This window comes from Cellulomonas iranensis NBRC 101100 = JCM 18110, assembly GCF_001552375.1.
Lineage (GTDB): Bacteria > Actinomycetota > Actinomycetes > Actinomycetales > Cellulomonadaceae > Cellulomonas > Cellulomonas iranensis.
Genome location: NZ_BCRB01000035.1, coordinates 19,616 through 36,763, shown reverse-complemented (window position 1 = coordinate 36,763; position 17,148 = coordinate 19,616). Strand labels below are relative to the sequence as shown.

15 protein-coding genes are annotated in these 17,148 nt (G+C 76.8%); 8 read left to right on the top strand and 7 right to left on the bottom strand.

Annotation, left to right across the window (positions count from 1 at the left end; all coding sequences use genetic code 11):
* The first annotated feature begins 251 nt into the window (after nucleotides 1–251).
* A complete protein-coding gene (locus tag CS2_RS09375; protein ID WP_046530001.1) occupies nucleotides 252–767 on the top strand; it encodes an amino-acid N-acetyltransferase in 516 nt (171 codons plus the stop codon).
* 185 nt (nucleotides 768–952) lie between these two features.
* Here CS2_RS09375 and CS2_RS09370 read toward each other — a convergent pair whose 3' ends face one another.
* Nucleotides 953–1,879, bottom strand: a complete 927-nt coding sequence (locus CS2_RS09370; protein WP_070319774.1) for an iron-sulfur binding domain-containing protein — start codon at nucleotides 1,877–1,879, stop codon at nucleotides 953–955.
* A 338-nt stretch (nucleotides 1,880–2,217) separates the two neighbouring features.
* On the opposite strand from CS2_RS09370, the gene CS2_RS09365 reads away from it, so the two are divergent.
* Nucleotides 2,218–2,859 carry a hypothetical protein gene (locus CS2_RS09365; protein ID WP_070319773.1) on the top strand — a complete coding sequence of 214 codons (642 nt, stop codon included), beginning with the start codon at nucleotides 2,218–2,220 and terminating at the stop codon, nucleotides 2,857–2,859.
* Nucleotides 2,860–2,917: 58 nt separating this feature from the next.
* On the opposite strand, the gene disA is transcribed toward CS2_RS09365, so the two are convergent.
* Nucleotides 2,918–3,994 (bottom strand): DNA integrity scanning diadenylate cyclase DisA, encoded by a 1,077-nt coding sequence (gene disA / locus CS2_RS09360; RefSeq protein ID WP_046530004.1) that lies wholly within the window; start codon nucleotides 3,992–3,994, stop codon nucleotides 2,918–2,920.
* An 87-nt stretch (nucleotides 3,995–4,081) separates the two neighbouring features.
* The gene (radA, locus tag CS2_RS09355; RefSeq protein WP_087509323.1) at nucleotides 4,082–5,512 is read right to left on the bottom strand and encodes a DNA repair protein RadA; all 1,431 of its coding nucleotides are present in this window, start codon (nucleotides 5,510–5,512) and stop codon (nucleotides 4,082–4,084) included.
* A 93-nt stretch (nucleotides 5,513–5,605) separates the two neighbouring features.
* Here radA and CS2_RS09350 point away from each other — a divergent pair, with 93 nt between their 5' ends.
* The 4 genes from CS2_RS09350 (at nucleotide 5,606) to CS2_RS09335 (ending at nucleotide 9,717) form a co-directional block, all read left to right on the top strand.
* Nucleotides 5,606–6,286, top strand: coding sequence for a TetR/AcrR family transcriptional regulator (locus CS2_RS09350; RefSeq protein WP_070319772.1), 681 nt, complete (start codon nucleotides 5,606–5,608; stop codon nucleotides 6,284–6,286).
* A complete protein-coding gene (locus tag CS2_RS09345; RefSeq protein WP_070319771.1) occupies nucleotides 6,283–7,203 on the top strand; it encodes an ABC transporter ATP-binding protein in 921 nt (306 codons plus the stop codon). Before CS2_RS09350 ends, CS2_RS09345 begins: the two co-directional genes overlap by 4 nt.
* Entirely contained in the window at nucleotides 7,200–8,837 is a 1,638-nt protein-coding gene (locus tag CS2_RS09340; RefSeq protein WP_070319770.1) for an ABC transporter permease, read from the top strand. The genes CS2_RS09345 and CS2_RS09340 overlap by 4 nt, the downstream gene beginning before the upstream one ends.
* A 79-nt stretch (nucleotides 8,838–8,916) precedes the next feature.
* Nucleotides 8,917–9,717 (top strand): hypothetical protein, encoded by an 801-nt coding sequence (locus CS2_RS09335; protein WP_070319769.1) that lies wholly within the window; start codon nucleotides 8,917–8,919, stop codon nucleotides 9,715–9,717.
* Between the two features lie 31 nt (nucleotides 9,718–9,748).
* On the opposite strand, the gene CS2_RS09330 is transcribed toward CS2_RS09335, so the two are convergent.
* The 4 genes from CS2_RS09330 to CS2_RS09315 form a co-directional block, all read right to left on the bottom strand.
* Nucleotides 9,749–10,147, bottom strand: a complete 399-nt coding sequence (locus tag CS2_RS09330) for a VOC family protein (protein ID WP_070319768.1) — start codon at nucleotides 10,145–10,147, stop codon at nucleotides 9,749–9,751.
* 44 nt (nucleotides 10,148–10,191) lie between these two features.
* Nucleotides 10,192–11,781, bottom strand: a complete 1,590-nt coding sequence (locus CS2_RS09325) for a sensor histidine kinase (protein ID WP_070319767.1) — start codon at nucleotides 11,779–11,781, stop codon at nucleotides 10,192–10,194.
* Complete coding sequence (locus tag CS2_RS09320) at nucleotides 11,778–12,530, bottom strand: response regulator transcription factor (protein ID WP_046530012.1); 753 nt, start codon at nucleotides 12,528–12,530, stop codon at nucleotides 11,778–11,780. The genes CS2_RS09325 and CS2_RS09320 overlap by 4 nt, the downstream gene beginning before the upstream one ends.
* A gap of 93 nt (nucleotides 12,531–12,623) precedes the next feature.
* The gene (locus CS2_RS09315; protein WP_070319766.1) at nucleotides 12,624–13,271 is read right to left on the bottom strand and encodes a TetR/AcrR family transcriptional regulator; all 648 of its coding nucleotides are present in this window, start codon (nucleotides 13,269–13,271) and stop codon (nucleotides 12,624–12,626) included.
* 100 nt (nucleotides 13,272–13,371) lie between these two features.
* Here CS2_RS09315 and CS2_RS09310 point away from each other — a divergent pair, with 100 nt between their 5' ends.
* Together CS2_RS09310 and topA are read left to right on the top strand one after the other, a co-directional pair.
* Entirely contained in the window at nucleotides 13,372–14,325 is a 954-nt protein-coding gene (locus CS2_RS09310; RefSeq protein WP_233421132.1) for a phosphatase PAP2 family protein, read from the top strand.
* Nucleotides 14,326–14,405: 80 nt separating this feature from the next.
* On the top strand, nucleotides 14,406–17,135 hold the full coding sequence (gene topA, locus CS2_RS09305; RefSeq protein WP_046530015.1) for a type I DNA topoisomerase: 2,730 nt from the start codon (nucleotides 14,406–14,408) through the stop codon (nucleotides 17,133–17,135).
* The last annotated feature ends 13 nt before the right edge of the window (nucleotides 17,136–17,148 follow it).

Genomic DNA, 17,148 nt, shown 5'->3' with positions numbered 1-17,148 from the left:
CCCCCCCCCCCGCCGGCCCGCTGCACCCGCCGCCCCCGCTGCACCCACCGGCCCCGCTGCACCCGCCGACCCCGCTGGCCCCATCCCGCCCCCGGTCCCGCCCACCGGTCTCACTCCTCCGGCGAACGCGGGGTTCGTCCGGTGCCGGGCCGCGCAGACCGGCCGAACCCCGCGTTCGACCCGTGGGACGGACGGGGTCGGGACCGTGCGGGGCGGCCCGGCGCGTGCACGTCCGTGCGTAGGTTGGGGGCGTGAGCGAACCCGCCCCCGTCGACGTCGTGCCGGCCCTGCCCGCCGACGTCCGCGCGATCCACCGGCTCGTCGAGCCCTACGCGCACGAGCGCATCCTGCTGGCCAAGGAGTGGGTCGGCTACTACGAGGCCGTGCAGGAGTTCCTCGTCGCGCGCCCCGCCGACGGCGGCGACGTGGTCGGCTGCGGTGCGCTGCACGTCATGTGGGAGGACCTCGCCGAGATCCGCACGCTCGCGGTCGCACCCGAGTACCGCGGGCGGGCCGTCGGCCACGCGCTCGTCGACGGGCTCGTCGACCGTGCGCGCCGGCTCGGGCTGCGGCGCGTGTTCTGCCTGACGTTCGAGGTCGAGTTCTTCCGCCGCCACGGGTTCGTCGAGATCGACGGGACCCCCGTGCCGCCCGACGTCTACGCCGAGCTGCTGCGCTCGCACGACGACGGCGTCGCGGAGTTCCTCGACCTCGCGCGGGTCAAGCCGAACACCCTGGGCAACACCCGCATGCTCCTCGAGCTCTGACGGGTCGGCTCGCCCGCCCGGCGCCACGGGTCCGCCCCGCAGCCGCCCGCCGCCGAACGCGGGGTACGGCCGGTCCTCGACGCCCGTCACCGGCGAGACCCCGTGTTCGGCGGTCGGGATCGTGGTGGTGTGTGGGGGCCGCGGGTGGGGTGGCGGTGGTGTGCGGGGTGGCCCGGGGGTGACGCTCAGCCGGGGAGGCGGTACGTCGTCGCCGACGGGTCCGGGTCGTCGCCCGAGGGCTCGTCGCGCACCACGAGGCCGTCGGCGACGAGCGCGTCGAGGCACCGCGCGAGCTGCGCGGCGTCCGGCCACACGGCTGCGACCGCGTCGTGCGGCACGGGGGCGATCGCCTCGCGCAGCAGCGCCATCACCCGGCCGCGGGCCTGCCGGTCGGTGCCCGTCCACGCCTGCGTGCGGCGCCGGTGCGCGTGCGCGTCGACGGGCCGTCCCGCGGCGAGCCAGCGGCAGCGGTCCGCCACCGGGCACGCGTCGCACCGCGGCGCGCGCGCCGTGCAGACCAACGCGCCCAGCTCCATCGACGCGGCCGCCCAGCGGGCCGCCGCGGCGTCGTCGTCGGGCACCCACGCGGCCGCCGCGCGTGTCTCGGCGACCGTCTGGGCCGGTGCCGGGAGCGCCTCGCCGGCCGCCACGCGCGCGAGGACGCGCCGCACGTTGGTGTCGAGCACGACCGAGCGGCGTCCGAACGCGAACGCGCGGACCGCCGCGGCGGTGTAGGCGCCGACGCCCGGCAGCGCGAGCAGCGCCGCCTCGTCGTCCGGGAGGTCGCCGCCGTGCTGCTCGACGACCGTGCGCGCGCACTCCTGCAGCCGCAGCGCCCGCCGCGGGTACCCCAGGCGGTCCCACGCCCGCAGCACGTCGGCCGTGGGCGCGGCCGCGAGGTCCGCGGGCGTCGGCCACCGGTCCATCCACGCGCGCCACGCCGGCTCCACGCGCACCACGGGCGTCTGCTGGAGCATGACCTCGCTCACCAGGACGCCCCACGGCGTGCGGTCGTGAGCACGCCAGGGCAGGTCGCGCGCGTGCACGTCGAACCACGCGACGACGTCGCGTCGGACGTCGGCGGCGAGCGGGTCGGGGTCGGCGGCGAGCACGCCTCATGGTGCCCGGCGGCGCGAGGCGGGCCAACTTCGGCCGCGGCCGAGCGGCACGGCGGCGCGGTGCGGCACCGCGGCGCGCCCGTGCGGTGCGGCGGTCCGGGGACACGCACCTGCCGTGCCGGCGCGGCGCCGTCCTCCCGTGCGGTGCGCGCCACCGGCGGCGGGGAGGCGCTTCACGACGCCGGACTGGTCGTCCACGATGTGGACGACCGTCCGGGCCGGGGTGCGTGTCGCCGCGGCCACGCGCGTCGTGGACGGCGCGCGGGCCGCGGGCCTCGTACCGTGGTCGCCGCAGCCGCGGCCCCGCGGGAGGCGCGACCCGGGAGGACACGATGGACGACCGCGACCGCCGGCGCCCCGCCGGCACGGGTGCGGTGCGCCGCGTCCCGCCGCCGCGCCCGCCCGCGCGCGTGTTCTGGATCCGGCGCCTCGTGGTGCTGGGCCTGCCGCTCGTCGCGATCGTGCTGCTCGTGACGTGGCTGCTCGACCGCGGCGGCGACGACCCCACGCCCGCGGCCGCCGTCGACCCGCCGGCCGCCACGCCCACCCCGTCACCCACCACCGAGGACGCCGCGGGCGGCGTCGCCACGTGCGACCCCGCGTCGCTCGCGCTGACCGTCGCCCCGGGCGGCGAGGCGTTCGCGGCCGACGTCGACCCGACGTTCGAGGTGACCGTGACGAACTCCGGTGCGGCACCCTGCCTGGTCGACGCGGGTGACGCGCACCAGGAGGTCGTCATCACGTCGGGCGAGGACCGCGTGTGGTCGAGCCTCGACTGCGCGGGCGACGACGCCGCCACGCGCACTCTGCTGCTGCCGGCCGGCGAGTCGGACGTGTCGGCCCTGACCTGGACGCGCGTGCGCTCGGCCGAGGGCTGCCCCGGGGGCCTGCCGTCGCCTCAGCCCGGCACGTACTCGGTGACCGTGGCGCTCCAGGGCGCGACGTCACCGGCCGCGGTGTTCGGCCTGGGCTGACGGGTCGCGGGGCGGCACGTCACCGGGTCGGCGTGCCGCGGGCACGGCGCCGCCGCGGTCAGACGTAGCGCTCGAGGATGCTCGACTCGGCGAGCCGCGACAGACCCTCCCGGACCGAGCGGGCGCGCTGCTCGCCCACGCCGTCGACGGCCATGAGGTCCTCGATGGTGGCCGCGAGGAGCTTCTGCAGGCCGCCGAAGTGGTCGACGAGCCGGTCGACCACGGGACGGGGCAGGCGCGGCACCTTCGACAGCAGTCGGTAGCCGCGGGGCCCCACGGCAGCGTCGAGCTCCTCGCCGCCGCCGGGCAGCCCCAGCACGCGCGCGATGTGCGCGATGTCGAGCAGCTGGGTCGAGTCCAGCTCGGCGAGCGCGTCGGGCACGGTCTCGACCGCGCGCCGCGTGGTGTCGACGTAGTCGCGGATGACGAGCTCGCGCTCGGTGCCCACGCCGCCGACGAGCTCGTCGAGCTGCAGCGTGAGCAGACGGCCGTCGCTGCCGAGCTCGACGACGTACCCGGCGATCTCGTCGGAGATGCGGCGCACCATCTCGAGCCGCTGCACGACGGCGGAGACGTCGCGGACCGTGACGAGGTCCTCGATCTCGAGCGCCGACAGCGTGCCGCTGACCTCGTCGAGGCGGGCTTTGTACCGCTCGAGCGTCGCGAGGGCCTGGTTGGCGCGCGACAGGATGGTGGGGGAGTCCTCGAGGACGTGCCGCTGGTCGCCCACGTAGAGCTGGATGATGCGCATCGACGCGGACACCGAGATCACGGGCAGCCCCGTCTGGCGCGCGACGCGCTCGGCGGTGCGGTGCCGCGTGCCGGACTCGGTCGTGGGGATCGACGAGTCGGGCAGCAGCTGCACGGCGGCGCGGACGATGCGGTCGCGCACGGGGTCGATGACCACGGCGCCGTCCATCTTGGCGAGCTCGCGCAGGCGGGTCGCGGAGAACTCGACGTCGAGCACGAACCCGCCGGAGCAGATCGAGTCGACCGTCTCGTCCATCCCGAGCACGATGAGCGCGCCCGTGCGGCCGCGCAGGATCCGCTCGAGACCGTCGCGCAGCTCGGAGCCGGGCGCGACCGCGGCGAGCGTCGACCTCAGCAGGTCGTCCTGGTGGTGCGGGTGCGGCACGCGTGAATCGTATCGGTGGCGCGACGGATCGGCCGAGACCTTGGCCACGGGTGTCTCACCTGCCGACCTGCGCGTGAGGGGCCCGCGTCACCGTGAGCCGTCGGCCGGGTCCTGGGGCGCCAGGCCCGCGAGCACGGCCGCGGCGAGGTCGGGGGCCTCGACGACCCGCAGCCCGTCGGGCACCGCGACCTCGGCGAGCGTGCCCGCGGGCACGACGGCGCGCGAGCAGCCCAGCCGAGCGGCCTCGGCGAGCCGCCGTCCGACGCCGGGCACGGGGCGGATCTCGCCCGCGAGCCCGACCTCGCCGACCGCGACGAGGCCCGCGTGGACCGGGACGTTCTCGCGCCCGCTGACGGCGGCGAGCGCGAGCGCGAGGTCGGCGGCGGGCTCGACGACGCGCGCTCCGCCGACGGTCGACACGTAGACGTCCTGGTCGGCGAGCCGTGCGCCGAGCCGCCGCTGCAGGACCGCGAGGACCATCGCGAGGCGGCTGCCGTCGACGCCGCTCGTGGTGCGCCGCGGGTTGGGCACGACGCTCGGTGCGACGAGCGCCTGCACCTCGGCCGCGAGCGGGCGGCGGCCCTCGAGCGTCACCGTGAGGCACGTGCCCGGCACGTCGCTGACGAGGCGCGAGGTGAACAGCCCCGACGGGTCGGCCAGGCCGACGATGCCGTGCTCCGACAGGTCGAAGCAGCCGACCTCGTCGGTGGGGCCGTAGCGGTTCTTGGTCGCGCGCAGCAGCCGCAGGCGCGAGTGGCGCTCGCCCTCGAACTGGCACACGACGTCGACGAGGTGCTCGAGCGTGCGCGGGCCGGCGACCGAGCCGTCCTTCGTCACGTGCCCGACCAGCACGACGGGCAGCGCGCGCGACTTGGCGGCCGTGATGAGGGCGGCCGTGACCTCGCGGACCTGCGAGACGCCGCCGGGTGCGCCGTCGACCTGCGCGCTCGAGACGGTCTGCACCGAGTCGAGGACCAGCAGGTCGGGGTCGACGGCCTCGACGTGGCCGAGCACGGTGCCGAGGTCGGTCTCGGCCGCGAGCAGCAGCGCCGGGTCGAGCGCGTGGATGCGACCGGCGCGCAGCCGCACCTGCGCCGCGGACTCCTCGCCCGTCACGTAGAGCACGCGCCGGCCCGTGCGCGCGGCGCGCGCCGCGACGTCGAGCAGCAGCGTCGACTTGCCGACGCCGGGCTCGCCCGCGAGCAGCACCACGGCGCCGGGCACGAGCCCGCCGCCGAGCACGCGGTCGAGCTCGTCGACGCCCGTGGGGCGTGCGGCGGCGGACTCGACGTCGATCTCGTGGATGGGGCGCGCGGGGTTGCGCGTGGGGGCGACCGCGACCGTGCGCGGGCCGCCCGAGCCGGGGCCGGCGTCCTCGACGACCGAGCCCCACTCCTGGCACTCGCCGCAGCGGCCGACCCACTTGGTGGCGGTCCAGCCGCACTCGGTGCAGCGGAAGCCGGGGCGCTCGGCGGACTTGTCGGCGGTGCGCGCGCGGCGGGTCGTCGTCTGGCTCACGGCGTGCACGCTACGGCCAGGCGCCGACATCGCCCGCGGGGCTCGGCGTGAGGGGGTTGCCCGCGGGCTGAACCGGCGTTTAGTCTACTGAACATGCGATCAGTCGACGACCTCACGGCACGTGCCCGCATCCGCGACGCCGCGATGCTGCGCTTCGGCCGCGACGGCTTCGGCGTCGGCGTGCGGCAGGTCGCGGCCGACGCCGGCGTCAGCCCCGCCCTCGTCCTCCACCACTTCGGCTCCAAGGACGGCCTGCGCGCCGCGTGCGACGAGCACGCGCACGACGCGCTCGTCGCCGCGAAGACCGACGCGATGGCGCAGCCCGCCACGACCGTGCTCGCCCAGCTCGCCGCCATGGACCGGTACGCGCCGCTCGTCGCCTACCTGTTCCGCGTCGTGCTCGACGGCGGCCCCGGCGCCGCGCGGTTCGTCGACGGCATGGTCGACGACACGCTCACCTACCTCGCCGAGGGTGAGCGGGCCGGCGTCGTCCGCCCGACCGGCGACCCGCAGGGCCGCGCGCGCTACGTCGTCGCCGCGCAGCTCGGGCTCCTGCTCGTCACGCAGCTCGACGCCGCGGCCGGGCGCGCACCGTCCCCGACGGCCGAGCCGGCCGCCGCGCTCACGCACATGGCCCGCACCACCGCGCACGCGAGCCTCGAGCTCTACACCCACGGCCTGTTCGCCGACAGCACCTACCTCGACGCGTGGCGCGCCACGCAGGAGCGACCCGAGCCGCCCGTCGACCCCACCACCCACCAGGAGCAGCCATGACCGACGCGATCGCCGTGCGCGGCCTGGTCAAGACGTTCGGGCGCCGCCGCGCGCTCGACGGCCTCGACCTCACCGTCCGCACGGGCGAGGTGCACGGGTTCCTCGGGCCCAACGGCGCCGGCAAGTCGACCACCGTGCGGGTGCTGCTCGGGCTGCTGCGCGCCGACGCGGGCGACGTCGCGCTGCTCGGCGGCGACCCGTGGCGCGACCCCGTGGCGCTGCACCGGCGCCTCGCGTACGTGCCCGGCGACGTCACGCTGTGGCCGCAGCTCACGGGCGGCGAGACGATCGACCTGCTCGGGCGGCTGCGGGGCGGGCTCGACCCGCGGCGGCGCGACGAGCTCGTCGAACGGTTCGAGCTCGACCCGCGCGTGCGCGCCCGCGCCTACTCCAAGGGCAACCGCCAGAAGGTCGCGCTCGTCGCGGCGCTCGCCGCCGACGTCGAGCTGCTGCTCATGGACGAGCCCACGTCGGGCCTGGACCCCCTCATGGGTGCCGTGTTCCAGGAGGTCGTGCGCGAGGCGGCCGCCGAGGGGCGCACCGTGCTGCTCTCGAGCCACGTGCTCGCCGAGGTCGAGGCGCTCGCGGCACGCGTGACGATCATCCGCCGCGGCCGTGCCGTGAGCACCGGCACGCTCGACGACCTGCGCGGCCTCACGCGCACGACCGTCGTCGCGGGCCTCGCCGACGCCGCGGGCGCGCGCACCGCGCTCGACGGGATCGCGGGCGCGCACCACGTGCGGGTCGACGACGACCGCGTGACCCTCGCCGCCGACGCGCCCGCGCTCGACGCCGTCCTGGGCGTCCTCGCGGCGCACGGCGTGCGGTCCGTGACGGCGCACCCGCCGACGCTCGAGGACCTGTTCCTGCGCGAGTACAGCGACGAGCTCGCGACGCTCGGCGTGGGGGAGCGGTGACCACCACGGCGTCGCGGCGGTCGGCACCCGGTCGGGTCGCGCCCGCGCCGCACGGTCCGCTGGCCGGCACGGGACGGCTGCTGCGCCTCGCGCTGCGCGCCGACCGCTGGACCGCCGCCGTCTGGGCCGTCGCGGTCGCGGGCACGGCCCAGGTCTCGGTCGTCGGGCTCGCCGGCCTGTACGCGACGCCCGCCGACCTCGCGGCCCGGGCCGCGCTCATCGCGTCGCCCGCCGCGACCGCGCTCGCGGGTCCGGGCTACGGGCTCGACGACTACACGCTCGGCGCGATGACCGCGAACGAGCTCGGCGTCTGGCTCGCGGTGCCGGTCGCGATCATGGCCGTGCTCGCGGTCGCGCGGCACCTGCGCGCACCCGAGGAGGACGGGCGTCTCGAGCTCGTCCGGTCGCAGCCCGTGGGGCGCGCGGCGCCCGTCGCGGCCGGTCTGCTCGCGACCGCGTCCGAGGTGCTCGCGGTCGGCGTGCTGCTGCTCGCCGCGCTGCTCACGACCGAGCTCGACCCCGCCGGGTCGGCGCTGCTCGTGGCGTCGGTCGTCGCGGCCGCGCTCGTGGTGGCCGCGGCGACGGCCGTCGCGGCGCAGCTCACCACGCACGCGCGCACGACGAACGCGCTCGGCCTCGCCGTGGTCGGCGTCGCGTTCGTGCTGCGCGCGGTCGGCGACGTGCACGGTCCGCGCAGCACGAGCGCGTGGTCGTGGCTCTCGCCGTTCGGGTGGTCGCAGGCCACCGCGCCCTACACGCTCGACCGCTGGTGGCCGCTGGGCGTCAGCGCCGCGGCGGCGGCCGCGAGCGTGGCGCTCGCGGCCGTGCTCGTGCGACGCCGCGACCTGGGGACGGGTCTCCTGCCGGACCGCCCGGGTCCGGCGCGCGGCCGGGTCGGTGGGCTGGTGGGCCTGACGTGGCGGCGGCAGCGGACGTCCGTGCTCGCGTGGGGCGCGGGCGTCGTGCTGACCGCGGGGCTCGTCGGCGTGCTCGCGTCCGCGGTCGTGCGGTTCGTGCGCGACGAACCGTCCCTGTCGGTGCTGCTGGGTGACCCGGGCGACGCCGTCGCCGCGGTCTTCGGCCTGTACGTCGTGTTCGTCGCCGTGCTGGCCGGCGCGTACGCCGCGACGGCGGTCGGGGCCGCACGCGCCGACGAGCGCGCGGGCCGCGCGACGGCCGTCCTCGCGCTGCCCGTCGGGCGCGTGCGCTGGCTCGGCACGCAGGTCGCGCTCGCGGCCGGCGCCGCGACGACCATGATGCTGCTGGCCGGGCTCGTGATGGGCGCCGGCGCGGCGCTCACGCTCGACGACGCGTCGCAGGTCGGCCGCCTGCTCGGTGCAGCGGCCGGCACCGTGCCGGGCGTGCTCGTCGTGCTGGGCGTCGCGACCGCCCTCGTGGGGCTCGTGCCGCGCGCGTCCGGCGCGGTGTGGTCGTACGTCGCGTACACGGGCACGGTCGGGATGTTCGCCGCGCTGCTGCCCGCGGGCGCCGACGCGCTCTCGCCGTTCGCGCACCTCGCGTCGCGGCCGGGCGAGCCGTTCGACGCCGGCGCCGCGGTCGCGGTCACGGCCGTCGCCGCGCTGCTGGTCGGCGCGGGACTGCTCGGCGTCCGCCGGCGCGACCTCGACGCGTGACGCCGGCGGTCGACGGTGCCTGGGTAGGCTGCGCCCTGGTCCGGCAGCCGTCGGCCGCGACACCGAGGGGGACGCGCGCATGAGCGACACCGGACGACCCGGGCAGCCGGAGCAGCGACCCGGTCCGGCGGCCCCGACGCACCGGCCCGCCGCGACGCCGCAGGGTGTGCCCGGCCCCGGTGCGGGCCGTCCCGCGTGGGCGCCGTCCGGCGCGTCCGCGGCCCCGGAGCCGGCCCCGGCCCGGCACGACGACCGTGGTCGCGGCCGCCCGGCGTGGCTGCTGCCCGTCGTCGTCGGCGTCGTCGTCCTGCTCGTCGCCGGTGCCGTCGCGGGGATCCTCCTGACGCGGGACCGCGGTGCGGGGGCCGCCCCGACCGGCACCGCGTCGACGGTCGTGCTGCCCGCCCCCACGCCCGCGACGGCGCCCGTCGCGCGCGAGGCGACGACGGCGTTCGCGGCGGCCCTGCCGACCACCGTCCTGCAGTACGCGCTCGCGTCGTCGCAGGAGGACGCCGAGCGGCTCGCGGCGGGCGCCGTCGAGGCGTACGTCGAGACGCTGACCGACGGGGCCGGCGGCACCGTCACCGTGCGTGCCGCACAGCTCGAGAGCCCCGAGGCGGCGACCGCCCTGCAGCAGCAGGTCGCGGCGACGCTGCCCGTGCCGGCGCCCGACACCGGCGCGACCCCCGTCGACCCCGACGCCCCCGACCTGCCCGAGTCGGGCGACGTGACCGTCGGCGGCGAGGTCGTCGGCACGTACACGGTCGCCGACGCGGGCGACGGCACCGGTGTCGCTGTCTGGCGCAACGGCACGGCCGTGCTGCAGCTGACCGCGCCCCTGGCCGACGTGCTCGACGCCTACCGCGCCTACGGCCTCTGACGGGTCGCCGCGCGGCGCCCGACGTGCCGCGTCAGCGCCGCAGCACCGCGACGACGTTGCCCGCCGGGTCGGTGAACCACGCGATGTCCGGGCCCGCGTCGCCGCCGCGCACGATCCCGGACGCGTCGGCCTCGAGCCCCGGGTACCGCTCGAACGTCACGCCGCGGGACCGCAGCCACGCGACCACGCCCTCGAGGTCGTGGACCGCGAGGTTGAGGACCGTGAACGTCGCAGGGCGGTGCGCGTCGCCCTTCGGGTAGACGAAGACGTCGGTCGCGGGCGTGCCCGGGGGCTCGTGGACGCCCACCCGCAGCCACAGCCCCTGGGGCGTGCGCTCGACCGGCAGGCCCAGCACGTCGGAGTAGAACCGCTCGGCGGCGTCCAGGTCGTCGACCGAGAAGCCGCTGAAGGCGTGCGCGTCGGTGAGCACGGTCGTCCCCGTCCCTCGTCCGCGGGGCGACGGTCGTCGCCCCGTCAGGTACCGACCGCGCCCGTCGCCGCCGCCGTGTCACCCGGACGGGTGGGACCCGCGGCGGGCAGCCGTGCCGCGAACGTCGTGCGGCCCGGCGCCGACGTGCACGTGAGCGTCCCGCCGTGCGCCGTCACGACCGCGTGGGCGATCGCGAGCCCCAGCCCCGTCGAGCCGGCGGCCCGGTTGCGCGACGCGTCACCGCGCGTGAACCGCTGGAACAGCGAGCCCGCGAGGTCGGGCGGCACGCCCGGGCCGTCGTCGGTGACCGTCAGCACCACGTCCGCGCCGTCGCGCCGCACGCCCACGTCGACGCGCGTGCCGGGCGGTGTGTGGCGGCGCGCGTTCGACGTGAGGTTCGCCAGCACCTGGCGCAGCCGGTGGTCGTCGCCGAGGACCGTCAGCTCGTCGTCGGCCGCGTCGTCGCCGTCGTCGTCGCTGCCCGGCAGGTCGAGCCGCCACACGTGGTCCGGCCCCGCGGCGTGCGCGTCCGCGACCGCGTCGACCGCCAGCACCCCCAGGTCGACCGGCTCGCGCTCGAGCGCGCGGCCCGCGTCGAGCCGCGCGAGCAGCAGCAGGTCGTCCACGAGCGCGCTCATGCGGACCGCCTCGGCCTCGACGCGCGCGAGCGCCGCGACCGCGTCGGGCGGCAGCGCGTCCGGCGAGCGGCGCACGAGCTCGGTGTACCCGCGGATCGACGCGAGGGGCGTGCGCAGCTCGTGGCTCGCGTCGGCGACGAACCGCCGCACCTGCGACTCCGACGCGTGCCGCTCCGCGAGCGCGTGCTCGACGTGCCCCAGCATGCGGTCGAGCGCCGCGCCGACCTGCCCGACCTCCGTCGACGGGTCGGTGTCCCGCGGGTCGACGCGCGCCACGATCTCGACCTCGCCGCGCGCGAGCGGCTGCTCGGCGACGCGTGCGGCGGTCGCGGCGACGCGTGTCAGCGGCGCGAGCTCCCGGCGCACCAGCAGCGAGCCGCCGACGCCCGCCACGAGCAGCGCACCGGCCGCCAGCAGCACCTCGATGACCACGTACTGGCCGACGGTCGCGTCGACGCCCGACGTCGGCAGCGCGTTGACCACCAGCACGCCGTCGTCGTCGCGCAGCGCGACCGCGCGGTACGTGCCGAGGTCGTCGAGCAGCACCGAGTGCGGCGCGCCGTCCGCGGGGACGCCGCGCAGCGCCGCGACCTGCGCGTCGGTGAGGCGCCGGTAGCCGTCCTGCGCGAGGTGCGCGCCGTCCGTCGTCGTGGCGCCGACCACGAGGCTCACGGTGCCGACGTCCTGGCCGGGCACGAGCAGCGGCGGCGGCCGGTCCCCGTGGCGTCGGTCGTCGTCGTCACCGTCCGGCCGCGGCGGCACCACGCCGAGACCCCCGCCGCCCTCCGTCGCCTGCACCGCGCGCGCCGCGGCCGCGACCGCGCGCTGGTCGACCTGCGCGACGAGCGAGCCGCGCAGCGCCAGGGTCGACACGACGCCCATCGCGACGCCCACCAGCAGGACGAGCCCCAGGACGACCGCTACGAGCCGGCGCCGCAGCGACCAGCGCGCGCGGCGACGGGGCGCGGCGTCCCGGAGGTCGCCCGCCGGGGTCATCTCGCCGGGCGCAGCACGTACCCGACGCCGCGCAGCGTGTGCAGCATCGGCTCGCGGCCCTTGTCGATCTTGCGTCGCAGGTACGACACGTACAGCTCGACGATGTTCGCCTGCCCGCCGAAGTCGTACTGCCACACGCGGTCGAGGATCTGCGGCTTGCTCAGCACGCGGCGCGGGTTGCGCATGAAGTACCGCAGCAGCTCGAACTCGGTCGCCGTGAGGCGGATCTCGTCGTCGCCGCGCCACACCTCGTGGCTGTCCTCGTCCATGCGGAGGTCGCCGACCACGAGCACGGACTCCTCCGACGGCGCGACCGCGCCCGCGCGGCGCAGCAGGCCCCGCACGCGCGCCACGACCTCCTCGAGGCTGAACGGCTTCGTCACGTAGTCGTCGCCGCCCGCGGTGAGCCCCGCGACGCGGTCCTCGACGGCGTCGCGGGCCGTGAGGAACAGCACCGGCACGTGCGGGTGCGTCTGGCGGACGCGGCGCAGCACGTCGAAGCCCGACAGGTCGGGCAGCATGACGTCGAGCAGGATCACGTCGGGCTCGAGCGTCCGTGCCTTCGTGATCGCGCTCTGGCCCGTGAGCGCGTGCTCGACGTGCCAGCCCTCGTACCGCAGGGCCGTGGCGAGCAGCTCGGCGAGCGTCGCCTCGTCGTCGACGACGAGCGCGCGCACGGGGGAGCCGTCGGCGCGCGTGAGCGCGTCGGGCTTGCGCGTCGGGTGCGGGGCGGGGGCCGTGGTCGTCATGCGACCAGCGTCGTGACGGCGGCTGTGGTGCGCCTGGAGCGCGCCTGTGAGTTGGCTGAGTCCCGCTCGACGGGCGGCGGGCGACGCGCCGCCTCAGTCCTCGACGTCGCCCACGGGCCGGGGCGCGTCGGCGCCCGCGAGCGTCGCGGCGAGGATCGCCTCGATCGCGAACGCGGTCGCGTCGGCCAGCTCGACCGCGGAGTCGTCCAGCAGCCACTGCGTCTGCAGGCCGTCCATGACGCCGATGACCGCGTCCGCGGCACGCACGGCCGCGGTGCGCGGCACGTGCGGGCCGATCTCCTGGACCGCGTCCGCGACCTGCCCGCGCAGCACCGCGAACCGCTGCGTCACCCACGGGCGCGCCGGGTGCCCCTCGGTGACGGACTCGCCGACCAGGACCGTGTACCCCTGGACGAGGCCCCGGCGGCCCTCGTTGGCGCGCACCGTGCGCACGAGGTGGCGGAACAGCTCGAGCCCGCCGGGGATGTGCTGGCCCTCGAGGTCCCGCACGCCGTCGTCGTCGCGCTGCTGCAGCACCGCGACCAGCAGCTGCTCCTTCGAGCCGAAGTGGTGCAGCACGCCCGCGTGCGTGATCCCGACCTGCTCCGCGACGTCCGCGAGGGACCCCGTGCGGTACCCCTTGCTGCCGAACGTGCGGGCCGCGGCGCGCACGATCTCCTCGCGACGCTCCTGCGTCGCGGCGCGCGGGCGGCGAACCCGGCTGGTCACGGCCTCGTCCATGGCCCGCAGGGTACGGGCGGTGGGACCGTGGCCACCGCGCGTGACCACCGTGCGGCCGCCACGGGGCCAGGAGATCCCCCGGGTGGCCTACCGTGTGACGGTGCACGAGCGCCCCCCCGCCCCGGACACCCCGGGAACCGTCGTCGCACGACGCCCGCGGTCGCGCGGCTGGACCGTCGCGGCGTGCGCCGTCGTGGCGCTGGCCTGCGCGGTCGGCGTGTGGCTGCTGTGGCGCACGTTCGTCGACACGTGGGCCGGCCAGCGCGTCGAGGACGCCGCGCTCGACGGCGCGACGACCGGCCAGGGGCACCTGTGGCGCGTGGCCGAGCCGGTGCTCGACGTCGTGTCCGTCGGCTTCGTCGCCGGGGGCCTGCTCGCTGCGGCGGGCGTCGCGCTCGTGCGCCGGCGGTGGTCGCTCGCGCTGCAGGTCGCGGTGCTCGTCGGCGGCGCGAACCTCACGACGCGCCTGGTGAAGTACGAGGTGCTGCAGCGACCCGTGCTCGGCGTCGGCGCGGACTACGGCAACACGCTGCCCAGCGGGCACACGACCGCCGCCGGGTCGGTCGCGGCCGCGCTGCTGCTGGTCGTGCCGCCGCGCGCCCGCCCGGCGGTCGCGGTGCTCGGCGCGGCCTACACCGCGGCGACGGGCGTCTCGACGCTCGTGGGCCAGTGGCACCGGCCGTCCGACGTCGTGGCGGGAGCGCTGGTGGTGCTCGGCTGGACGGCCGTGGTGTGCGCCGCGATGGTGCTGCGCCCCGCCCGCACCGCGACCGCGACCGCGACCTTCCGCCGCGTCGACCGGTCCGACCCGTGGCGCGCGCGCACGCGCCGGACCGCCCTCGCGCTCGTCGTGGTGGGCGTCGCGGCCGGTGGTGTCGCGACGGTCCTGCTGACCCGCACGTGGGCGTACCGCGCCGGGGCCACGTCCCGCGCGGACGAGATGCTGGCCTACGGTGGGGGTGTCGCGGGCGTCGTCGCGGCGTGCAGCCTGGCCTTCGCGCTCATGCTCGTGCTGCGGCACGTCGCCGGCGCACGGGCCGAGACGCCCGCTTGACCCCAGCACGTAGAGTCCCCCCGGTACGGGCGGCCGCGGCGACGCGCCGCCCACCCCCCTCGGCACGGAAGGCCGGTCAGATGCCCGCAGGTCGCAAGCTCGTCATCGTGGAGTCGCCCGCCAAGGCGCGCACGATCGCCGGCTACCTCGGCGAGGGCTACGACGTCGAGGCCTCCGTCGGCCACATCCGTGACCTGCCGCAGCCGTCCGAGCTGCCCGCGGACATGAAGAAGGGCCCGTACGGCAAGTTCGCGGTCGACGTCGAGAACGGCTTCACGCCGTACTACGTGGTCGACGCGGACAAGAAGAAGAAGGTCGCCGAGCTGAAGAAGCTCCTCAAGGAGTCCGACGAGCTCTACCTCGCGACCGATGAGGACCGCGAGGGCGAGGCCATCGCGTGGCACCTGCTGGCCGAGCTCAAGCCCAAGGTGCCCGTCAAGCGCATGGTGTTCCACGAGATCACCCGCGAGGCGATCACGCGGGCCCTGGAGAACACGCGCGAGCTCGACGAGCGGCTCGTCGACGCGCAGGAGACGCGCCGCATCCTCGACCGCCTCTACGGGTACGAGGTCAGCCCCGTGCTGTGGCGCAAGGTCCGGCAGGGCCTGTCGGCGGGGCGCGTGCAGTCGGTCGCCACCCGGCTCGTGGTCGAGCGCGAGCGCGAGCGCATGGCGTTCGTGCCCGCCGACTACTGGGACGTCACCGGCACGTTCGCGGTCGCCGACACCGCCGAGCCCACGTTCTCCGCGCGCCTGACGGGGGTCGGCGGGCAGCGCGTCGCGTCCGGCCGCGACTTCGACGACCGCGGGCAGCTGAAGACGCGCGACGCGGTCGCGCTCGACGAGGCGCGGGCCTCGGCGCTGGTGAGCGGGCTCGACGGCGCCGCGTTCGCGGTGCAGTCGCTCGAGACCAAGCCGTACACGCGCCGCCCCGCCGCGCCGTTCACGACCTCGACGCTCCAGCAGGAGGCGTCGCGCAAGCTCCGCATGGCGTCGCGGCAGACGATGCGCACCGCGCAGTCGCTGTACGAGAACGGCTACATCACCTACATGCGGACCGACTCGCCCGGGCTGTCCGCCCAGGCGATCGACGCGGCCCGCCGGCAGGCCGCCGAGCTGTACGGCGCCGAGTACGTGCCCGACAAGGCGCGGGTCTACACGTCGAAGGCGAAGGGCGCGCAGGAGGCGCACGAGGCGATCCGCCCCGCGGGCGACCACTTCCGCACGCCCGCCCAGGTCGCGCGCGAGCTGTCGGGCGACCAGTTCAAGCTGTACGAGCTGATCTGGAAGCGCACGGTCGCGTCGCAGATGGCCGACGCGCGCGGGCAGACGGCCTCGGTGCGCCTCGCCGCGACCGCGACCACCGCCGACGGCCCCGTCGAGACCGTGTTCTCCGCGTCCGGCACCGTCATCACGTTCCGCGGGTTCCTCGCGGCGTACGAGGAGGGTCGCGACCGCGGCCGGTACGACGACGCCGAGGGCGGCGCCGCGGCCGGCAACGACGACGCGCGCCTGCCGCAGATGGCGCAGGGCGACCCCGTCACGGCGTCCGACCTCACCGCCGACGGCCACCGCACGTCCCCGCCGCCGCGCTACACCGAGGCGTCGCTGGTCAAGGCGCTCGAGGAGCGCGGCATCGGCCGCCCGTCGACGTACGCCGCGACCATCGGCGTCATCCAGGACCGCGGGTACGTCACGAACCGCGGGCAGGCGCTCGTGCCCACGTGGCTCGCGTTCGCGGTGACGCGGCTGCTCGAGGAGAACTTCGACCGGCTCGTCGACTACAACTTCACCGCCGGCATGGAGGAGGACCTCGACGCGATCGCCGCGGGCCAGAAGGCGCGCGTCGACTGGTTGACGGACTTCTACTTCGGTGACCGGTCCGACTCCCCGGAGTCCGGGGGCCTGCGCGGTCTCGTCGACAACCTCGGCGAGATCGACGCGCGCGAGGTCAACTCGATCGACATCGGCGACGGCATCACGCTGCGCGTCGGCCGGTACGGCCCCTACCTCGAGGCGCCCGGCGACGGCCCCGACGCGGACCCGCTGCGCGCGTCCGTCCCCGACGACCTGGCACCCGACGAGCTCACGGTCGCGAAGGCGCGCGAGCTGCTCGAGACGCAGCCCGACGGCGACCAGGTGCTCGGCACCGACCCGACCACGGGCACGCAGATCGTGGCCCGCAACGGCCGCTACGGGCCGTACGTCACCGAGGTGCTGCCCGAGCCCGAGCTCGACCCCGGCCTGTCGGCCGCGGCGCGCAAGAAGGCGCTCGCGGCGCAGCCCAAGCCCCGCACGGCGTCGCTGTTCAAGTCGATGCAGCTCGCGACCGTCACGCTCGACGACGCGCTGCGCCTGCTGTCGCTGCCGCGCGTCGTCGGCGTCGACCCCGAGTCGGGCGCCGAGATCACCGCGCAGAACGGCCGCTACGGGCCGTACCTCAAGAAGGGCACCGACTCGCGCACGCTCGCGTCCGAGGAGCAGCTCTTCACCATCACGCTCGACGAGGCCCTCGCGATCTACGCGCAGCCCAAGCGCGGCCGCGGCCAGACCGCGACCCCGCCGCTGCGCGAGCTCGGCGACGACCCGACCAGCGGGAAGCCGATCGTCGTCAAGGACGGCCGGTTCGGCGCGTACGTGACCGACGGCGAGACCAACCGCACGCTCCCGCGCGACGTGACGCCCGAGTCGATCACGCCCGAGCAGGCCGTCGAGCTGCTGGCCGAGAAGCGCGCCGCCGGTCCCGCCAAGAAGCGCGGCACGGCCCGGAAGACGACCACGACCCGCAAGAAGTCGACCGCCAAGGGCTGACACGGGCGATCGG